The organism is uncultured Arthrobacter sp., assembly GCF_947493765.1.
GTDB lineage: Bacteria > Actinomycetota > Actinomycetes > Actinomycetales > Micrococcaceae > Arthrobacter_D.
In genome coordinates this window covers 152,745-171,320 of sequence record NZ_CANLSZ010000002.1, presented here as the reverse complement: position 1 = coordinate 171,320, position 18,576 = coordinate 152,745, and the positions used below count along the sequence as shown (strand labels likewise).

Here is an 18,576-nt window from a genome sequence, read left to right as displayed (position 1 = left end):
ATGAGCAGTGCACTGCTGAAGACACGGCGCTCGCAGCTGACCAAGGGCAGACTGCCCGGCTACGCCATCTGGGTGGTCCTCGGCACCGCCGTGGTGCTCGCCGCCGCCGTCTCGGCCCTCATCGGTTTCGACGTGCTCGTGTGGGCCCTCATCGCAGCCGTCTTCTTCGTCGCCGGCGCCACACTGGTCACCGCAGCCGCCGAGGGCCGGCGGAAGGCCGCCGACTCGCTCATGACGTACCTGGTGTACGGCGCCTTCGTGATCGCGCTGCTCCCGCTCCTCTCCGTCATCTGGACGGTCCTGGAGCGGGGCCTGCCGGGACTGTCCTACGACTTCTTCTTCACCTCGATGAACGGGGTGACCGGTGCCACGGACAACGCGTCCGCCGAGAACGGGACGCCGGTCCTGGGCGGCGCGTACCACGCGATCGTCGGCACCCTGCAGATCACCCTGTGGGCCACGCTCGTCTCCGTGCCGATCGGCCTGCTGGCCGCCGTGTACCTGGTGGAGTACGGCAGGGGCGGGGCACTCGACCGCGCCATCACCTTCTTCGTGGACGTCATGACGGGGATCCCGTCGATCGTGGCCGGCCTCTTCGCGGCCGCGCTGTTCGCGCTCCTGTTCGGGCCCGGCACCCGGACGGGATTCGTCGCGTCCGTCGCCCTGTCCGTGCTCATGATCCCCGTGGTGGTCCGTTCCACCGAGGAGATGCTCAAGATCGTCCCGAACGAACTCCGCGAGGCCTCCTACGCGCTCGGTGTGAGGAAGTGGCGCACCATCGTGAAGGTGGTGGTGCCGACGGCGATCTCCGGCATCGCCTCGGGCGTCACCCTGGCGATCGCGCGGGTGGTCGGGGAGACCGCCCCCATTCTCGTCACCGCCGGCTTCGCGAGCTCGATCAACCTGAATGTGTTCGGGGGATGGATGAGCACGCTCCCGACGTTCATCTACTACCAGATCCTCACCCCGACCTCCCCGACCAACATCGATGCGAGTACGCAGCGCGCCTGGGCGGCGGCGCTGATCCTGATCATCATGGTCATGCTGCTCAATGTCGTGGCACGCCTGGTGGCGAGGATCTTCGCCCCCCGGACCAGCCGCTGACCCGCCCCACCTCTTTCCCGAGCTGACAAGGAAGCAATGTCAAAGCGAATCGACGTCAAGGACCTCAACGTCTACTACAGCAAGTTCCTCGCCGTGGAGGACGTCAACATCTCCATCGAGGCCCGCTCGGTGACGGCGTTCATCGGCCCCTCGGGCTGCGGCAAGTCCACCTTCCTGCGCACGCTGAACCGGATGCACGAGGTCATCCCCGGCGCGCACGTCGAGGGTGAGGTGCTGCTGGACGGCGACGACCTCTACGATCCCGCCGTCGACCCCGTGACCGTCCGCGGGCAGGTCGGCATGGTCTTCCAGCGCCCCAACCCGTTCCCCACCATGTCCATCCGGGACAACGTCCTCGCCGGGGTGAAGCTCAACAACAAGCGGATCAGCAGGTCCGACGCCGACGCCCTCGTGGAGAAGTCCCTGCGCGGCGCGAATCTGTGGAACGAGGTCAAGGACCGGCTGGGGCGCCCGGGCTCGGGGCTGTCGGGCGGTCAGCAGCAGCGCCTGTGCATCGCGCGGGCCATTGCGGTGTCACCCCAGGTCATCCTCATGGACGAGCCGTGCTCGGCCCTGGACCCCATCTCCACGCTCGCCATCGAGGATCTCATCAACGAGCTCAAGGCGGACTACACGGTGGTGATCGTGACCCACAACATGCAGCAGGCAGCGCGCGTGTCGGACAAGACGGCGTTCTTCAACATCGCCGGAACCGGCAAGCCCGGGAAGCTGATCGAGTACGCGGACACCACCACCATCTTCAACAAGCCGCTCCAGAAGTCGACGGAGGACTACGTCTCGGGCCGCTTCGGCTAGGACGGGAGCAGGGGGCTCAGGGCGAGGAAGAGGACGGCGCCCAGCAGCGCGGTCGCGGGGACCGTCCCGAGCCAGACCAGCAGGACTCGGACCACGCGGGGGCGGCGGACGGAGGCGAACGGCTGGTTGGCGCCGGCCCCGACGATTGCCGAGGCCATCATCTGCGTACCGGACAGGGGCAGGTGCAGGACGATCCCGCTCACCAGGAGCATCGCCGAGCCCACGCCCTGCGCGGTGGAGCCCCGCATGGGATCGATGTGCACCAGGCGATGCCCGAGGGTGTGGGTGATCCGCCAGCCCCCGAGAAGGGAGCCGGCGGCGAGCAGGAGGGCGGCGAGCACCTGGATCCACATCGGGACGCCCGCCCCGTCGGCGGAGCCCGTCGCGATGAGCGCCAGGAGGATCACCGCCGTGGTCCGTTGGCCGTCCTGCAGACCCTGGCCGAGCGCGAACACCCCGGTCAGGACGGCCTGCGCCATCCGGTTGCCCCGGTTGACCCGTGCGGGGGAGCCGTGGCGCAGCAGCCACGTGGCCGGGAACACCGCGGCGTAGGCCAGCAGGTAGGCGACGACCGGGGCCAGCAGGAGCGGCAGGACGAGCCTCAGGAGGAATCCTTCCGGAGCGCCCTCCATCACCGGGCCACTCGTGAGGTGGGAGGCGAGGCCCGCGCCGACGATCCCACCGAGCAGGGCATGCGTGGACGACGACGGCGTGCCCCGGTACCACGTGAGGACGCTCCAGCCGGACGCGGCGATCAGGGCGGTCAGCAGGATCGCCAGACCCGTGCTGCCCGGCGGCAGACCGCGGGCCGCGCCGATGAAGAAGAGGGCCAGAGAGGTGCCCAGCAGGGCGCCCAGGAGGCCGAACAGAGCTGCGAGCAGGACGGCGACGGTCGGCGCCAGCGCCCGCGTGCGGACGGCTGCCGCCACGGAGTTGGAGACGTCGTGGAAGCCGTTCAGGAAGGCGGAACCGCCTGCGGCGACGATCACCGCGCCGAGGAGGAGGGGCTCCACCTACGATTCCTTGACGAGGATGCTGCCCACCTGGGTCGCGACCCGGCGGATGTCCCGAGTGACGTCGACCAGCTGGTCGGCCACATCCCGGTGTCGGAGGTAGACGAGGGGTTTGTGGTCGTGGAGCAGCTCCGCGCACCAGCTGCGGTGCGTGCGTTCGGCCCGCTTGGCCAGGCGGAGGATCTCGATCCAGTACTCCTCGAGGTCCTCCATGGAGTTCAGCTGCTGCATGGCCACCATCGTCAGTTCCGCCTGCCGGTTGATGACCTCGAGCTGGTCGGTGGCGCGCTGGCTCAGTGTGCTCAGCCGGTACAGGGCGATGAGCTCGCCGGCGCCGTCGAGCTTCTCGATCGCCTCGTTCAGCAGCCGCGAGAGGGAGTAGACGTCCTCGCGCGGCAGCGAGTTGATGAACGAGGTGCGCATGGAGGTCAGGAGCGCGAAGTGGAGATCCGTCGAGGCGGACTCGTGCTCGTGGAGTTCCTCGGAGAGGCGGTCGTACTCCTCGGTGGTGGCGCCGAGGAGAGCGGACATGGTCCCCACGCCGAGCACCAGCTGCCGGGCCATGCGCGAGAGCAGTTCGGGTCCGGCGTTCTCCTGGGGGAAGAGGCGTAGTCTCACGGAGTCTTCCTCGAGGGTGCGGACGCGCCGATGTCCATCACACCGGGATGCGGAGGGCATAATAGTGGCGCCGAACCGGGAGCGCCTCTCGGCGGAAGGCCGCTCGAAGCGGCTGGGTGTTGAAGCCCGGGGGTTCCACGGCTCGACGCCGCGTTAAGTCTTGCCGTCCCCGCCACAACTGTCAACCGCCGAAGCTCGCCGGCACCGGGAGCGCGCCGCTACCTCCCGTACGGAGTGCCGTCCGGGGGCGCCCGTTCTCGTGATCAGGCGGCTGTCACCACCACGGGGATCGACGACCAGCCCCGCAGGGCGGTGTGCAGGAACTGTTCCGGGGGTGAGGTGAGTTCGACCGATCTCACCCGGCGCGCGAACTCGGTGAGGAGCACGTCCATCTCCAGGCGGGAGAGCGGCTGGCCGACGCACTGATGGATGCCCATCCCGAACGCCAGATGCCCTCCGGCTTGACGGCCGATGTCGTACCGGTCGGCATCCGGGCCCCAGCGCTCGCGGTCGCGATTCGCCGAACCGACGAACACCGCCACCTTCGTCCCGGCGGGCAGTTCGACTCCGCCGAGGACGGTGTCCGTCGAGGTCGTGCGGTAGAACGACTGGAAGGGCGATTCGAAGCGGAATGCCTCGTCGACGGCGAACTTGACCAGTTTCTGGTTCTCGTGGACCTTCGCGTACTCGCCGGGGTTGCCGACGAGCGACATGAGGGTCGCTCCCAGGGAGAAGATGGTGGTGTCCAGTCCGGCGGAGAGCATCGCGCGGACGAGGAGGGCCGCCTGATCGGTGCTGATCTCTCCACGATCGGCGTGCTCCCAGATCTGCGCGCCGAGTGAACCAGGGGAAAGATTCTCCCGGGCCGTGTTCGCCATGGCCCAGTCGTTCTTCCCGGCACCGGCGTCGAAGTGCTGACGAGCGAGTTCGGTATCGGGGCCGAACGTCGAGAAGTTCGCTGCTCCGAGCGCAGGCAGGTTCTCCGCACGGCCCTCCCGGGGGATGCCCACGGCGTCGCCGAAGACGCGCAGCGGGAATACCTCCGCCATGTCCTTGACCAGGTCGAAGGAGCGCCGTTCCAGCAGCTCGTCGACCAGCTCGGTGGCGTACTCCTCGAATGCGGGACGCAGTGAGCGGACTCCGCGAGGGGAGATGACGCCGGCCAGTGACCGGCGCATCTCGGTGTGGATGGGCGGGTCCGACTCCATGATCCCCTGCGCTCGCCAGCTGGGCTCGTAGTGCAGGTTCTTCGGACCCGCTCCGGCTCCGGAGATGAAGGTGTCGTGGTCCTCGAGGATCGACCTGCATTCCTCGAACCGGGTCGCGGCGTGCAGGGAGTGCTCCTTCATCAGGACCACGGGCCCTGCCTGGCGCATCTGCTCGAACAACGGGTACGGGTCCGCGAGGTGCCCGGGGGCGTACGGGTCCTCGGTGATCACTGGGATGGGGGCGGTGCTCATGCGTTCCTGCTTCCCGTCTGACGAAGGATGGAGCGGACTTCAACCTAGCGATCCACAGGATTTCTGGACAATGTGGTTCTCATCCTGCGGGAACCGAAATTGTCATCCCTGCCCGCGGGGTGGACGATCGACGGGAAGCCGCTCATGTGCGGCGCGTCACACTGCCGGGAGAGGAGTGCCCATGTCGTCGTCCTTCGAGCGGGGGCTGGCAATCCTGGCTGAGGTGCTCGCCGACGGCGAGACGACTGTCGAGACGGTTGCCCGCGACCTCCGCATCCCCGTCAGCTCCGCCTACCGGTACTTCAGGGTCCTGCGGGACCAGGGCTTCGTGACGGAGGACGAGGGCCTGTACCGCGTGGGACGAAGGGTCCTCGATGTCGCGGGTCGGCCGGCAGCCCAGTCCGTCCTGGTCGACATGGGAAACGCGGTCCTGCGGTCGATCGTCGACCAGGTGGGTGAGACCGCCGTGATGATCGTCCGGGTCGGCGACCAGGGCATGTGCCTGCTTCGCGAGGAGACGCGCAAGTCGCTGAAGTACACGTTCGCCGTCAACGAGTTGCTTCCGCTGTATGCGGGGGCCGGTCAGCGCATGGTGCTCTCATGGGCGCCGCCGGAGGTGGTCCACCAGGTTCTCGACGGACCCATGACCCGCTTCACCGAGAAGACCCTCACCCGGGAGCAGCTGCTGGCCAGTATTCCGATGGTGCGTGCCTCGGGTGTGGTCGTGTCCCGGGGCGAGTTGGACGAGGGATCGGTCTCGATCGCCGTTCCCGTCATGCACCGCGGTGAACTCGCGTGTTCGCTCAACGTGGCCGGCCCCGAGGCCCGCTGCGGCTCCAAACCGTGGGTAGCGTCCACGCTGACAGTCATGCGCGAGGCAGCGGAAACTCTTTCAGGGGCGCTGAACAGTGGCCCACCACCGAAATCCACCAGGGAGACCCTTGATGACTGCAGTACTGCCTGAGACGACACCCGTGACGATCGGCGTCCATCGCGCCACGCTCGAGGACATGGTCGAGGTGGCCCGCAACCGACGCCGCGTGGTGATCGACGAGGCCGTCTTCGAGTCGATGCGTCCGTCGCAGGAATGGCTCCAGGGAATCGTGGATTCCATGGGCGGGGACACGAAGACACCACCGATCTACTCCGTGAACACAGGATTCGGTTCACTCGCCGGCCGTCGGGCGTTCTCCGAACCGGCGGACGCCGCGGAACTCTCCCGCCGCCTGGTGCTGTCCAACGCCTCCGGGGTGGGACGCTTCGTGGACGAGGAAGTGGTTCGCGCGACCATGTTCATCCGGATCGTCTCCCTGGCGCAGGGGTATTCGGGTATTCGCCCGGAGATCATCAGCACGCTCGCGGACATGCTCAATGCCGGAGTGTGCCCCGCCATCCCGGAGTACGGATCACTCGGCGCCTCCGGTGACCTGATTCCGTTGGCACACGTTGCGATCGTCATGTCCCGCTCGCACGCCGGTGAGGACATCAACCTCGACTCCGGGGAGGCCATGCTCGCGGGCACGATCGTCTCGGGAATGACGGCCATGGAGGCGGCCGGCATCGAGCGGCTGCCCCTGGGTGCGAAGGACGGACTGGCCCTGCTCAACGGCACCTCGTTCTCGGCCGCCCAGGCCGCGCTGGCCCTCGTCGACGCACAGAATCTGCTCGAGACGGCGCAGATCACCGCGGCGATGACGCTCGAGGCCGTGATGGGTTTCGGGGATGCGTTCATCGACGAGTTGCACCGGGCGCGGGGACAGCGCGGCCAGATCGAGGTCGCCGCCCGCATGCGTGAACTCCTCGCCGATTCGACCCTGATCGACGGCAACGCGTCCACCGATCCCAAGCGCCAACCGCCGCAGGACGCCTACTCCCTCCGGTGTGTCCCACAGGTCTTCGGCCCCATCAAGGACACCCTTGCCTTCGCCGCGGGGATCCTGGAGAACGAGATCAACGCGGCGACGGACAACCCGCTGATCCTGCCCGCGCTGCCCGACACGCGGTCGCTGAAAGCGGTCTCGGGCGGGAACTTCCATGCCGAGTACGTCGCCTTCGCAGCCGATTTCATCTCCATCGTGGTCACCGAGATCGGCTCGATCACGGAACGCCGCCTCTTCCGCCTGGACGACGGCACGCTGAACCGCGGGCTCCCGGACATGCTCATCGATTCGGAGCAGACCGGCCTGGACTGCGGCTACATGCTGCCGCAGTATCTGGCCGCTGCCCTGGTCTCGGACTGCAAGACCCTGGCCCACCCGGACTCCGTGGACTCGATCCCCACGTGCGCCAATCAGGAGGACCACGTGTCCATGGCCAACAACGCCGGGCGGCATGCACGCCAGATCGTGGAGAACATCGAGACCGTGGTCGGCGTCGAACTGCTCATGGCGGCCCAGGCCCTGGAACTTCGTGCCGGTCTGGAGTCGACGGGGGAGGCGCGGATGGGCAGGGCGTCGGCGTCGGCGCTGGCCCTGCTTCGCAGCAGCACGTCGCAGGACGGTCGCCCGGTCGACCACATCACGTCCGACGTCGTGCTGTATCCCCGGGTCCGGAGGGCACGTGACCTCGTCCATGCCGGATCAGTGGTGGAAGAAGTGAACCGGGTGCTCGTCGACTGATCGGCGACCGCCAGGCATTCGTCCCGGTCCTCCGTCAGGACAGGCACGATCTTCGCCCTCACAGGGGCTCCCATACCGGGATGATCCCGGTCTCCCGGATACATCGCATTGGAGGTACGTCATGGGCACCGTCCCTACTGCCGGACTGCACCTGGGCCCACCGGGTGCAGGAGGCGCCGACGACGGGTACACGGAGGTGGTCATCGACGAGATCCGCCCGGAATCCGACCGGGTGGTCTCCGTCCATCTCCGCCCCCGCACCGAGGGCGGACTCCCTTCGTGGACTCCGGGATCACATGTCGACGTGCTGCTACCGAATGGTCTTCTCCGCCAGTACTCGCTGTGTTCCGAACCGGGAGCAGGGACGTGGCGGTTGGGAGTCCTCCGTGAGGCATCGGGCCGCGGCGGCTCGGCGTACATCCACGAGGGACTCCGCCCCGGGGACAGCGTCAGGGTCCGCTCACCCAGGAACAACTTCGAGCTCCTGCCCGCTCCCGAGTACCTCTTCGTCGCCGGCGGTATCGGCATCACTCCGCTCCTCCCCATGATCGCGCGCGCCGAGGAAGAGGGCATCCCCTGGCGCCTGGTCTACCTGGGGCGGTCCCTGGCATCGATGGCGTTCAGGAGTGAACTGGAGCGCTATGGCGACAAGGTGCAGCTCCATGCGAACGATACGTCCGGCCGCTATCCGCTGCCGGAGCTGTTCGGCACCGGTGTCGGCGGGTTCCACGCCTACGTCTGCGGGCCGGCGACCCTGCTCGACCAGATCGCGTCACTCGCGGGGACGTGGGACGACCGGACGCGCTTCCACTTCGAACGGTTCGTTGCCGCGCAGGACCCCGTCGCGGTGGAGGACGAGCACGAATTCACCGTGGAGACCACCGGAGGTGTGGAAGTGCAGGTTCCGGTGGGGATCAGCATCCTCGATGCCCTGGCGGAGGCCGGCGTCCCTGCACTGAACTCGTGCAGGGGAGGGATTTGCGGAACGTGTGAGACCGCCGTGGTATCCGGGGAGATCGACCATCGGGACTCCCTTCTCACTCCGGAGGAACAGGATGCGGGCGACACGATGATGATCTGCGTCTCGCGGTGCAGGGGATCGCGTCTGGTGCTCGACGTGTAGGGTCCCGGCGCACCAGCATCCGAGTGGGTCAGTCGAGCTCCCCGCGCCGCCAGGCCGCCGCCGCGTGCTCGAGGTCCTCGGCGGTCCTCACCAGCTGACTGGAGCTCCGCGTCAGTTTCGAGGCGTGCGAGCCGTTGGCGGAGTCGGCGCCGTCGGCGTGGTTCGCCTGGCCGAGGGCCACCACCCGGCAGAAGGCGGCGAAGCGTTCCAGCGCCACGTCGAACTCGCCGTCGAACGCGCCCGAGAGGATGGTGTCGGCCATGGAGGACATCTCCACCGCACCGGGCGGCTCGGCCGCACCGGCGACGACATTGGAGACCTGGGCGATCTCCTTGCCGGAGGCGAAGAACGCCGCGATGCGCTCCGGGTTCTGCTGCGTGGCCGCACGCAGGGCGTAGAGGCGCCACAGTGCACCGGGGAGGGAGCGGGCCGGGCTCTCGGCCCACATCTCCGCGATGGCCTCGAGGCCCTGCCGGTCGGCGAGCTCCACCAGACGGCGCGTGATCTCCGGGTCGTCGGCGTCGCGGCCGTGGTGCACCAGGGCGTGCGCTGCCATGTGCGCTGCCTCGGAGACACGTGACGGATCGACTCCCCCCGCGAAGACCTCGAAGTCCGCGGGAGCGAATGGCTTCGGTTTGTGGGGCCGTGGGCTCTTGCTCGTGTAGTCGCCGTCCATGGGATGAACGATACTCCTGGCCTTTCCGGGGCCGATAGGCGGGCCGGTCGATGGGGAGCCGGCGCTGGCCCGGGTGGGAGGGTGATTGCGCTAAAGTGATGGGGTTGTCGCCGCGGAGCCGCCCCCGGCGGGTGCTTCCCGGGACGGCAGCTGCAGGGGCCCTTAGCTCAGTTGGTTAGAGCAACGGACTTTTAATCCGTGGGTCGTGGGTTCGATCCCCACAGGGCCCACCGGGACAGCGGGAGGACCCCGGCGGATGCAGGGGTCCTCTTTCCGTCCGACGTCCCGTTCTCCTCGGGAGGGCTCGCCGGTTCTCCTTCGGCGCTCCCTCTCCGGATCTCCGCCCGATGACGGAGCCCCACCCGGTGACGGAGCCCCACCCGGTGACGGAGCCCCGCCCGCTGACGGAGCGGACGGGCGCCCGCCACAGGTACACCCGCGCCGGACCGGTGAATTCATCACCGGATCGGGGATTGACTCGCCGCCCCCGCTCGTTTGCACTGGTAGGAGAGCCCAGGCCGTGCCGGCCGGGCGAGGAGGAAATCATGGACGTCGTCGCCCTGCTCGGGATCGTCTCCGCCTGCCTGGTCGTCGCGGCAGGCACCGCGATCACCGCATGGCGTGTCGATGTGCTCGCACGAAGCGGCGGCGGCACCGACGACTTCTTCTGGGTCGCCTTCGGCGGGGTCGTGGTCGTCGCCGGGGCCGGCGTCGTGGCAGCGGCGCTCGGCGGCCTCTGGGCGGCAGCGGCCACCGCAGCCGTGGCGGTCACCGTGGCTGCCGGATGGGTCTGGCGCCGGGAGCGGGCGCGGCGCCAGGAGGCCGTCGTCGCTGCCCGGACCATCGCATGGTCCGGGTTGCTCGGCCGCCACGACACCGTGGCCCGGCACTGGGCCGACTACGACCTCGATCCGGCGAAGGCGATCGACCACCCCGAGATGCACGACCCCTCCCATCCGGCAGCGCGGCGCGTGGTCCACGCCCTGCGGGACGCGGAGACGGAACGCGACGCCGGGTCCGGGTCACCGACGGGGCAGCCGGGCGAGCTGGCCGCATACACCGAGGCCGTGCTCCGCGCGGAACACGTCTTCGCGGAGGCGGAACGGGAGGTCGGTGTCCTTCGGACGACCCGCGTGGCCCGGCACAGGGACGGTCCGGGTCGAGCCTGAATCGTTACCGGCCGATCTCTTCGGAAGGCGCCGCCCCGCCGGTAGGATTTAAGTTTCACAAGCGAACCATCAGCGGCCTCCGACCCGGGGTCGCGGAGCGCACATCGAGGCAGGGAAGGATCCGATGCGAGTCCTCACCCGATGCACGGCTGCCCTGCTGGCGGCCCTGCTCCTCCTCGGCGTCGCACCGGCTGCCATGGCGGACCACGGGGACGAAAAACGTGCACTGATCGCCTCCAGGGCTCAGGCGAGTGGCCAGAACGCCAGGTTCGCGACGTTCACCACCGGTCTGACCCGCCCCGGCGCAGGTGAACTGGTGCAGGAGCTCAGCGGCTCCGACAGTGCGCAGGCGAGGGCGACCGCGGAGATCCTGCAGACCGCCAGACCGGATGTGGTGCTGCTCGGCGGCTTCGACAACGAGCCCGGCTCGGCCGCGGTGGAACTGTTCTACCGGAACTACCTGCGCGTGGGTCAGAACGGCAAGGATCCACTCGACTATCCCTACGTCTATGCGCCCTCCTCCAATGCGGGAGTGCCGAGCGGGTTCGATCTGGACAACGACGGCAGCATCGACGGACCCGGTGACGCGCTCGGGCCCGGCGCGTTCCGGGGGCAGGACAGCATGGTCCTGTTCTCGAGGTATCCCATCCAGGCGGACGGCGTCCGGACCTTCCGCAACTTCCTGTGGAAGGACATGCCCGGGGCGCTTCTCGACTCGGCCACGACGCAGGACGGCGCCTGGTACTCGGCCGACGAACTGGCAGTGCTGCCCCTGTCGAGCACCTCCCACTGGGACGTCCCGGTCGTCGTGGCGGGCCGGACCGTTCACGTGCTCGCGAGCCATCCGGGCGGTCCGGTCACCGAAGGCTCGGATGGCGCGGGCGCGCGCACGGGCGACGAGGTCCGCTTCTGGTCCGACTACGTCCGCGGCGCCTCCTACGGTTACGACGACGACGGCACACGGGGCGGGCTGAGGCAGGGTGAACGCTTCGTGGTCATGGGGGACCAGAACATCGACCCGTTCGACGGCGGCGCGGCGTCGACGTCCATCGACCGGCTCCTGGACAGCAGTCTGGTGCAGGATCCCCTGCCGTCCTCGGAGGGTGCGGTCGAGGCAGCGGCACTGCAGGGCGGGGCGAATGCGACCCACCGGGGGGACCCCAGGTTCGACACCGTGGACCTCGAGGACCAGGGAGCGGGCAATCTGCGCGCCGACTACGTGCTGCCGTCGAGGACGCTCCGCATCTCCTCCTCCGGCGTCCTCTGGCCCAGGGCCGGCCTCCCGGGCTCCGAGCTGACGGGTATCGCTCCCTTCCCCGCGAGTGGGCACCGCCTCGTCTACGCGGATGTGGTGCCGCGGGACACCCGGTCGCGCTGACCACGGTGCCGCAAGGAGGCAGCCAGTCCCTTGTCGCCCTCGACACGTGGGTGTAGCGTCATCCGGCATGAGGACACTTCTGTTCCAGTAATCGCGGCCCCCGCCACGATTTCAGCGCCACTTGTCGATGACACCCCTCCAAGCGCGCCACAGAAGTCCTCCGACCATCCTCACAGAAGACTTTCCGTCCTGTGTCGGTCGCGGGCCGTTCCGTGGGGCACCCGAAAGGAACACCATGACCAGCAACGATGACCGATCCGCAGCGAACGGCGGAACCGACGAAGCCACACCGAGTGCGGGGGAAGCTCCAGCGAGGAGTGTGCAGGACGACCCGCGGGCCCGGCTCGCGCTCGCCAGGAAGAATCATGCGGCCAGTCCCACCGCAGCCACCGGGGCCGGACACGTGAAAGCGGCCCACCAGAGCGGCAAGCAGGGGAAGCAGGAGAGGAAGGTGCGGTGGTAGCGGCGAGGTGACTCGTCCTTGGGAGAAGCCCAGAACCGCCTGAAATGGAGCTGGCTCCGCGTTCTGCGTATGGGGGAATCGCAGAAATCGGAGCCAGCGATCCCAGTATACTTCTACAGGAGACCGAAAAGTCCAATCGAAAGGTGCTGATGGCCGTCACAGCCAGGGCATTCCAGCTGTGGCGTACCCGGATCGCTCCACACGACAGTGTGTCCGACCTCTGCAGGATCGCCGACGTCAAGCGGTCCACCCTCGCCCAGCAGCTCGTCCGCGGCAAGGTCTCCGTCCCCACCGTCGTCTCCATCGCCCGCGGGTACGGGGTACCGGTCGTGGACGCGCTGTCGGAGTTCAACGGCTTCGAGGACCTCCCGGACGGGCTCGCGGAGCCGACCGACGCCGAGCTGCTGAGCCAGATCTCACACATCGACATCCTGCGCCTTCTCGTGGCCAGGAGCGAGGCGAAGGAGAGCGGGAGCGACATGCCGCCGGATCTCGCTCCCTTCCCGCACAGGGCGTCGGTGCGGGCCTGGATCGAGGCCATCGACCCTGGGGATCTCCGTCAGCAGCTGGCGGTCAGTACCGGTGTGGCGCGGCAGAATCTCTCGGCGCAGCTGACGGCCGGGCGACTCGCCCCCTGGATCGCCGTCCAGGCCGGTCGGATCGCCGGCGTCTCACTGGCCAGTGGTCTGGTGGTCACGGGGCTCATCACCCCTGAGGAGGGCGGGTGGCCCGAGGACGGCCGCGACCGGGCGCTGCGCGCCGTTCCCGATCTCGACCTCGTGCTCCTCGCCCGCGACCGGCTCGACGTCCTGGGTCGGCAGATGAGGCGGACAGAGCTCGACGACGGCAGGGACCGGGCGATCTGGGAGAACCTCGCATGACGGGCATGACGATCCAGTGGGCGGCACTGGTCCTCTGCGCCATCGCCGCCGCCGTGCGCATCCCGGGTGCACTGCGGGGGCGCGGGCGAACCATGTGCGCGGCTCTGCTGCTCCTGACCCTTGCCGTCGGACTGTCCATCGCGCCGGTCTACAACCCCGTGGACGCCGTCCTGGGCGGGGTCAACGGGGCCAACCTGTTGCTGCGCATGACGCTGTACGCAGTCTTCGTCCTGCTCGGGGTCAGGGTCGCGGCCGCTTTCGCGTCGCCCCTGGCGCACCGCCTGGTGGTCGGGCCCTTCGGCCTGGCCGTCCTCGGTCTGACCGTCGCCGCGACCCTGTACTTCTTCGGGGCGAGCGAGCTGCCCTTCAGCTCCGTGGGCCTGGGCGCCTTCGACGACCAGGCCACCGTCCAGGAGTACGCCGCCGTCGGACGGCTCTACCCGGGGTACGTGGCCGCGTGCCTGGTGCTGCCGACGGCCCTGTCCATGCTCGACCGGCGGTCGAGGCCCAGCCACCGGGTGGCGGGCGCCCTGCTCTCCAGCAGCTTCCTGCTCGTGGTGGTGTTCGTGGTGCTGCGCCTCACCAGCCTCGAGCTCCTCGACTGGAATGTCATCCTGCCGTTCTCGGCGATCGTGCTCCTGGTGCTGGGTCTGGGTCTCATCTGGCTGAGCCACATGCTCGCGCGGCGGCGTTCGGCGCGGGACACCGGGCTCTCCTGACCGGCGCCCCCTGACCGGTACCGGTTCCTCGAGTACCGCGATGGGCGGCGATCATCCTGGGATCTGCTGGTCCGAGCGCGCCGATGGAGACCGAATCGTGTCCTGGTTCTGTTCACGTTTTCATGATGGTGTGCAAAAATTATGATTATGTAACTGCCGCGGACCGTGGGGGGTCAGCGGATCGTTGCGACCGCATGCGAGGTGTGTCCATTAGAACGGGTGGACCCACCGACCTGTGCTTCAGTGCTGAAGACACTGAGAAGGGCACCAGCCGAGGCGAATCGGATGGTGCCCTTCGTGGTTTCCGGTGCTATTCGGCGTCGTGGTCCGTCTCGATGATGCGGGCCAGGCTCTCGAGCGCATCCACGGCGCCGTCACCCTCGGCCCGCAGCACCACGACGTCCCCGTGGGAGGCGCCGAGGCTCATCAGCGACAGGATGCTCGAGGCGTCCATGGCCTCGTCGGCAGGCTCGCCCTCCATGGCGATGGTGACCTCGAGGGGGATCTCCCCCGCGGCCTCGGCGAAGATGGAGGCCGGCCGGGCATGGAGCCCCACGCGGCTGGCTACGGTTGCTTTGCGTTCTGCCATGGGAGTTCCTTTTCGTCGGGGATTCTTCAGTACAGCCAAGCCGAACGGAGGTCAGGCCGCAACCGGTTCTGCGACGGCGGTGGTCTTCCTGCTCGTGGCGAAGCGCTTGAGCGCGATGACCGCGAGGGCGGAGACCACCGTGCCGACGAGGATCGCGACGACGAACATCGCGATGTTGCCGATCGCGAAGAAGACGAAGATCCCGCCGTGGGGTGCCTGCGAGGTGACGCCGGTCCCCATCACGATCGCCCCGGTCACCGCGGACCCGAGGAGGGAGGCGGGGATGACGCGCAGGGGATCGGCCGCGGCGAACGGGATGGCGCCCTCGGAGATGAAGGCAGCTCCCAGGAGCCAGGCGGCCTTGCCGTTCTCCCGCTCGGCGAGGCTGAACCGCCGCCGGTCGAGCAGCGTGGCCAGGGCCATGGCCAGCGGCGGGACCATGCCCGCAGCCATGACGGCGGCCATGATCTGCCACGGGGCTTGGTTGTCGATGGACCCGGCACCGAGCCCGGCCACGGCGAAGGAGTAGGCCACCTTGTTCACGGGCCCGCCGAGATCGAGCGCCATCATGAGCCCGAGGATGATGCCCAGGCCCACGGCGGCCGTGCCGGTCAGGCCGGAGAGCCAGTCGTTCAGACCCGCGGTGAGCGCGGCGATCGGGCCGCCGAGCAGCAGGAACATGAGCCCCGAGGCCACGACGGAGGCCAGGAGCGGGATGATGACGACCGGCATCAGGCTGCGCAGCCAGCGGGGGACGGCGAGCCGCCCGATCAGCATCGCGATGTAGCCGGCCAGCAGGCCGCCCACGATGCCACCGAGGAAGCCTGCACCCATGAAGCCCGCCACCGAACCGGCCACGAAGCCGGGGGCGATGCCGGGCCGATCGGCGAGGGCGTAGGCGATGTACCCGGCGAGGGCCGGGACGAGGAACCCGAGCGAGAGCTGCCCGATCTTGAACGCGACCGCTCCCAGGTAGGTGCCCAGGCCGCCGTCGGGCAGATTGCCCAGGCTGTTCTCGAGCACGATCGTGTCCGCGGTCTCGGTGATGAGATACCCGCCGAGCAGGAACCCGATGGCGATGAGGAGTCCGCCTCCTGCAACGAACGGGATCATGTAGCTCACGCCGGTGAGCAGGGCACGCTTGAGCGTGCTGCCGATGCCGTCCCTCCCGCCGTCGCCGTCCGGCTGCTCGGTGGCCGCGGTCCCGGAGACCGTGCGGGCACGGGGATCCTGCGCGGCGGCGAGCGCTTCGTCGACCATCTCGCCCGGCTCGTCGATGCCGCGCTTGACCGGCGCGGAGACGACCGGGAGTCCGGCGAACCGCTGCTTGTCACGGACATCGACGTCGACGGCGAAGATCACGGCGTCGGCGGCCGCGATCACCGAGGGATCCAGCGGGGTCGCCCCGGAGGACCCCTGCGTCTCCACCTGCAGGTCGACCCCGCGCTCCTTCGCGGCCGCGACGAGGGAGTCGGCGGCCATGTAGGTGTGGGCGATGCCGGTGGGACACGCGGTCACGGCGACCAGGCGCCTGGTGCCGGTCTGCGTTCCGTGAGCCCCGTCGAGTGCGGGGCCGGTGGCATCGACGCCGGAGCGCGAGGTGCCGAGCGTGGCAGCAGCCTCGCTCGCATCGGCGCCGGCGCGGCTCGTCGCCCCGGCCGATCCTGCAGCGTGCGCTCCGGTGCCGTCCGCCGTCGTACTCCCGAGGCCGAGGGCACCATCGACGAGCGCGACGACGTCGGCGGGTGTCCGGGCGGCGCGCAGGGCCGCCGTGAAGTCCTTCCTGATCAGCGACCGGGCCAGCGTGGACAGCAGTTTCAGGTGTTCCTGGTCGGCTCCGTCCGGCGCGGCGATGAAGAACACGAGATCGGCCGGTCCGTCCTTGGCCCCGAAGTCGACCGGTGGGGCCAGGCGGGCCATGGCCAGGGTCGGCGTCGAGACGGCCTTCGAGCGGCAGTGCGGAATGGCGATCCCACCGGGAACGCCCGTGGCGGTCTTCTCCTCCCGGGCGAGGGCGTCGGCGTACAGGCCCTCCACCTCCGTGGAGCGGCCCTGGGCGGCCACCTGTTCGGCCAGGTGGCGGATCACCGAGGACCGTTCCGCCCCCAGATCCTGGTCCAGAACCACGAGCTCTGCCGTGATGAGATCGGACATCAGAGTTCCTCCTGTGCTGTGGGTCCCGAGCCGGGACCTGCGTGGGTTCCGATCACGGGGAGGGTGATCGTGTGGGCGGTGATGGAGACCTCCGCCGGTGACGTCTGTTCGAGCGAGGGCACCGTGGACCCGGGCAGGGCCGCTGCCGCCGATCCGTGGGCGACCGCCTGGCGCAGGCAGTTCTCCGGGAGTTCGCCCGCGCTGTGCGCCAGCAGGTATCCTGCCAGGGCGGAGTCTCCCGCGCCGACCGTTGAGCGGGCCGTGACGGGCGAGTGTATCCCGTGCCAGGCCCCCGCACTCGTGACGAGCAGGGCGCCCCGGGAGCCGAGGGTGGCCAGGACCGCTCCGACACCCGAGGAGACGAGCACCGCGCAGGCGCTCGCGGCCAGCTCGTGGTCCTCCTCGAGATCGTGTGCGGTGCCGATGCCCGTCAGCTCCGCGAGTTCCTCGGCGTTGGGCTTGAGCAGATCCGGAGCGGGGAATCCCGTGGCGCCCTCGCTGAGGGGTTCGCCCGAGGAATCGATGGCGACGAGCGGAGCCGATGGCCCGTGGGCCTCCCGGACAGCGGCGATCACGCGGGTGTAGAAGGTCGGCGGGACGCCGGGGGGCAGGGAACCTGCCAGTACCAGCCAGTGTGCCCCGCCGCTCTCGGCGACGACGACGGCGAGGAGCTCGTCGAGCTGTGCGCCCGTGAGCACGGGGCCGGGCTCGTTGATCTTCGTGGTCGTGCCGTCCGCCTCCGTGATGGCCGTGTTGGTCCGCAGGTCCGCGCCGATGGGCAGGTTCCTGAAGGGCACCGCCACCGTACGCAGACCGGCGAGGACGGGGTCGTCGTCGTCGCCCGGCAGGACCGCCAGCGTGCGGACGCCGGACATCGCCAGCGCCCGACTGACGTTGACGCCCTTCCCGCCCGCTTCCCGGCTCACGCGGACGGCGCGCTGGACGGCGCCGCGCTCCAGCGGTGCGTCGAGTTCGACCGTCCGGTCGACGCTCGGATTGGTCGTGAGGGTGAGGATCACGCGACGATCACCTCCACATCGGCGTCGGCGAGTGCGGCCGAGAGGGATTCCCGGGGTGCGCGGTCGGTGATGAGTGCATCGATGTCCTCCAGCTGGGCGAAGCCGACGAGGGTCTCCTCGTCGAACTTGGACGAATCGGTCAGCAGCACCACGCGGCGCGCCGAGCGGATGATGGCCGTCTTGACGGCTGCCTCGTCCCCGTCGGGGGTGCTGAGCCCGAAGCCGGCAGCCAGCCCGTTGGCCCCGATGAAGGCGATGTCCGCCCGCAGCCTGTCCAGGTGCGCGAGGGTTACGCTTCCGACCGCAGCGCTGGTCAGGGCCCGCACGCGGCCGCCGAGGAGTTCCACTCCGAGGCCGGCCGCCGACAGGACGGCGGCGATCGGGAGACAGTGGGTGACCACGGCCAGCTCGGGGCGGGGTTCCTCCGCGAGCATCGCGGCGAGTGCGCCGGTGGTGGTCCCGGCGTCGAGCAGCACGGCGCCCCGCTCCGGTACCAGGGCGAGCGCGGCCAGGGCGATGCGCTGCTTCTCGGCCTCGTGCCGGGAGGACCGGCTGATGAGGCTCGGCTCGTTGGTCGTGGGACCGCCACCGGCGATCGCTCCCCCGTGGACCCGGCGGAGGACACCGTCGTTCTCGAGCAGCGCCAGGTCCCTGCGCACCGTCTCCTTCGTGATGCCGAAGTGCGTGGACAGCCCGGCCACAGTGACCCGGCCGTCGGCGGAGACGAGATCGCTGATCTGGCGGTAGCGCTCCTCGGCGAACATGGGACTCCGTTG

Annotated in this window: 18 protein-coding genes and 1 tRNA gene; 11 read left to right on the top strand and 8 right to left on the bottom strand. The window is 69.2% G+C overall.

Annotation, left to right across the window (positions count from 1 at the left end; all coding sequences use genetic code 11):
- Both pstA and pstB read left to right on the top strand, forming a co-directional pair.
- The gene (gene pstA, locus Q0747_RS03740; protein WP_298251921.1) at positions 1 to 1,104 is read left to right on the top strand and encodes a phosphate ABC transporter permease PstA; all 1,104 of its coding nucleotides are present in this window, start codon (positions 1 to 3) and stop codon (positions 1,102 to 1,104) included.
- Positions 1,105 to 1,140: 36 nt separating this feature from the next.
- The gene (gene pstB / locus Q0747_RS03735; RefSeq protein WP_298251920.1) at positions 1,141 to 1,920 is read left to right on the top strand and encodes a phosphate ABC transporter ATP-binding protein PstB; all 780 of its coding nucleotides are present in this window, start codon (positions 1,141 to 1,143) and stop codon (positions 1,918 to 1,920) included.
- On the opposite strand, the gene Q0747_RS03730 is transcribed toward pstB, so the two are convergent.
- The 3 genes from Q0747_RS03730 to Q0747_RS03720 form a co-directional block, all read right to left on the bottom strand.
- On the bottom strand, positions 1,917 to 2,933 hold the full coding sequence (locus tag Q0747_RS03730) for an inorganic phosphate transporter (RefSeq protein ID WP_298251919.1): 1,017 nt from the start codon (positions 2,931 to 2,933) through the stop codon (positions 1,917 to 1,919). The two genes, pstB and Q0747_RS03730, sit on opposite strands and share 4 nt — an antisense overlap.
- The gene (locus tag Q0747_RS03725; protein ID WP_298251918.1) at positions 2,934 to 3,551 is read right to left on the bottom strand and encodes a DUF47 domain-containing protein; all 618 of its coding nucleotides are present in this window, start codon (positions 3,549 to 3,551) and stop codon (positions 2,934 to 2,936) included.
- 263 nt (positions 3,552 to 3,814) lie between these two features.
- On the bottom strand, positions 3,815 to 5,011 hold the full coding sequence (locus Q0747_RS03720; RefSeq protein WP_298251917.1) for a cytochrome P450: 1,197 nt from the start codon (positions 5,009 to 5,011) through the stop codon (positions 3,815 to 3,817).
- A gap of 181 nt (positions 5,012 to 5,192) precedes the next feature.
- Here Q0747_RS03720 and Q0747_RS03715 point away from each other — a divergent pair, with 181 nt between their 5' ends.
- From Q0747_RS03715 to Q0747_RS03705, 3 genes are all read left to right on the top strand, one after another.
- The gene (locus Q0747_RS03715) at positions 5,193 to 5,975 is read left to right on the top strand and encodes an IclR family transcriptional regulator (protein ID WP_298251916.1); all 783 of its coding nucleotides are present in this window, start codon (positions 5,193 to 5,195) and stop codon (positions 5,973 to 5,975) included.
- Positions 5,956 to 7,629 carry a histidine ammonia-lyase gene (gene hutH / locus Q0747_RS03710; RefSeq protein WP_298251915.1) on the top strand — a complete coding sequence of 558 codons (1,674 nt, stop codon included), beginning with the start codon at positions 5,956 to 5,958 and terminating at the stop codon, positions 7,627 to 7,629. The genes Q0747_RS03715 and hutH overlap by 20 nt, the downstream gene beginning before the upstream one ends.
- Before the next feature lie 121 nt (positions 7,630 to 7,750).
- Positions 7,751 to 8,752 carry a PDR/VanB family oxidoreductase gene (locus Q0747_RS03705; protein ID WP_298251914.1) on the top strand — a complete coding sequence of 334 codons (1,002 nt, stop codon included), beginning with the start codon at positions 7,751 to 7,753 and terminating at the stop codon, positions 8,750 to 8,752.
- 28 nt (positions 8,753 to 8,780) lie between these two features.
- On the opposite strand, the gene Q0747_RS03700 is transcribed toward Q0747_RS03705, so the two are convergent.
- Positions 8,781 to 9,428: a hypothetical protein gene (locus Q0747_RS03700; protein WP_298251913.1), complete on the bottom strand. Its 648-nt coding sequence runs from the start codon at positions 9,426 to 9,428 to the stop codon at positions 8,781 to 8,783.
- A 156-nt stretch (positions 9,429 to 9,584) separates the two neighbouring features.
- On the opposite strand from Q0747_RS03700, the gene Q0747_RS03695 reads away from it, so the two are divergent.
- From Q0747_RS03695 to Q0747_RS03670, 6 genes are all read left to right on the top strand, one after another.
- Positions 9,585 to 9,658 (top strand) — tRNA-Lys (locus Q0747_RS03695).
- Positions 9,659 to 9,973: 315 nt separating this feature from the next.
- A complete protein-coding gene (locus Q0747_RS03690; protein WP_298251912.1) occupies positions 9,974 to 10,597 on the top strand; it encodes a hypothetical protein in 624 nt (207 codons plus the stop codon).
- Positions 10,598 to 10,721: 124 nt separating this feature from the next.
- On the top strand, positions 10,722 to 11,975 hold the full coding sequence (locus tag Q0747_RS03685) for an endonuclease/exonuclease/phosphatase family protein (protein WP_298251911.1): 1,254 nt from the start codon (positions 10,722 to 10,724) through the stop codon (positions 11,973 to 11,975).
- A gap of 235 nt (positions 11,976 to 12,210) precedes the next feature.
- On the top strand, positions 12,211 to 12,438 hold the full coding sequence (locus tag Q0747_RS03680; protein ID WP_298251910.1) for a hypothetical protein: 228 nt from the start codon (positions 12,211 to 12,213) through the stop codon (positions 12,436 to 12,438).
- A 149-nt stretch (positions 12,439 to 12,587) separates the two neighbouring features.
- On the top strand, positions 12,588 to 13,319 hold the full coding sequence (locus tag Q0747_RS03675; RefSeq protein ID WP_298251909.1) for a hypothetical protein: 732 nt from the start codon (positions 12,588 to 12,590) through the stop codon (positions 13,317 to 13,319).
- On the top strand, positions 13,316 to 14,038 hold the full coding sequence (locus tag Q0747_RS03670; RefSeq protein ID WP_298251908.1) for a hypothetical protein: 723 nt from the start codon (positions 13,316 to 13,318) through the stop codon (positions 14,036 to 14,038). The genes Q0747_RS03675 and Q0747_RS03670 overlap by 4 nt, the downstream gene beginning before the upstream one ends.
- A 310-nt stretch (positions 14,039 to 14,348) precedes the next feature.
- Here the strand turns inward: Q0747_RS03670 and Q0747_RS03665 are convergent, their stop codons facing one another.
- From Q0747_RS03665 to Q0747_RS03650, 4 genes are read right to left on the bottom strand one after another with little or no spacing between them, the layout of a single operon-like run.
- A complete protein-coding gene (locus Q0747_RS03665; RefSeq protein ID WP_298251907.1) occupies positions 14,349 to 14,627 on the bottom strand; it encodes an HPr family phosphocarrier protein in 279 nt (92 codons plus the stop codon).
- A gap of 51 nt (positions 14,628 to 14,678) precedes the next feature.
- On the bottom strand, positions 14,679 to 16,781 hold the full coding sequence (locus tag Q0747_RS03660; RefSeq protein ID WP_298251906.1) for a fructose-specific PTS transporter subunit EIIC: 2,103 nt from the start codon (positions 16,779 to 16,781) through the stop codon (positions 14,679 to 14,681).
- The gene (locus tag Q0747_RS03655; protein ID WP_298251905.1) at positions 16,781 to 17,800 is read right to left on the bottom strand and encodes a 1-phosphofructokinase family hexose kinase; all 1,020 of its coding nucleotides are present in this window, start codon (positions 17,798 to 17,800) and stop codon (positions 16,781 to 16,783) included. Before Q0747_RS03655 ends, Q0747_RS03660 begins: the two co-directional genes overlap by 1 nt.
- Positions 17,797 to 18,564 (bottom strand): DeoR/GlpR family DNA-binding transcription regulator, encoded by a 768-nt coding sequence (locus Q0747_RS03650; protein WP_298251904.1) that lies wholly within the window; start codon positions 18,562 to 18,564, stop codon positions 17,797 to 17,799. Before Q0747_RS03650 ends, Q0747_RS03655 begins: the two co-directional genes overlap by 4 nt.
- Positions 18,565 to 18,576: the final 12 nt, after the last annotated feature.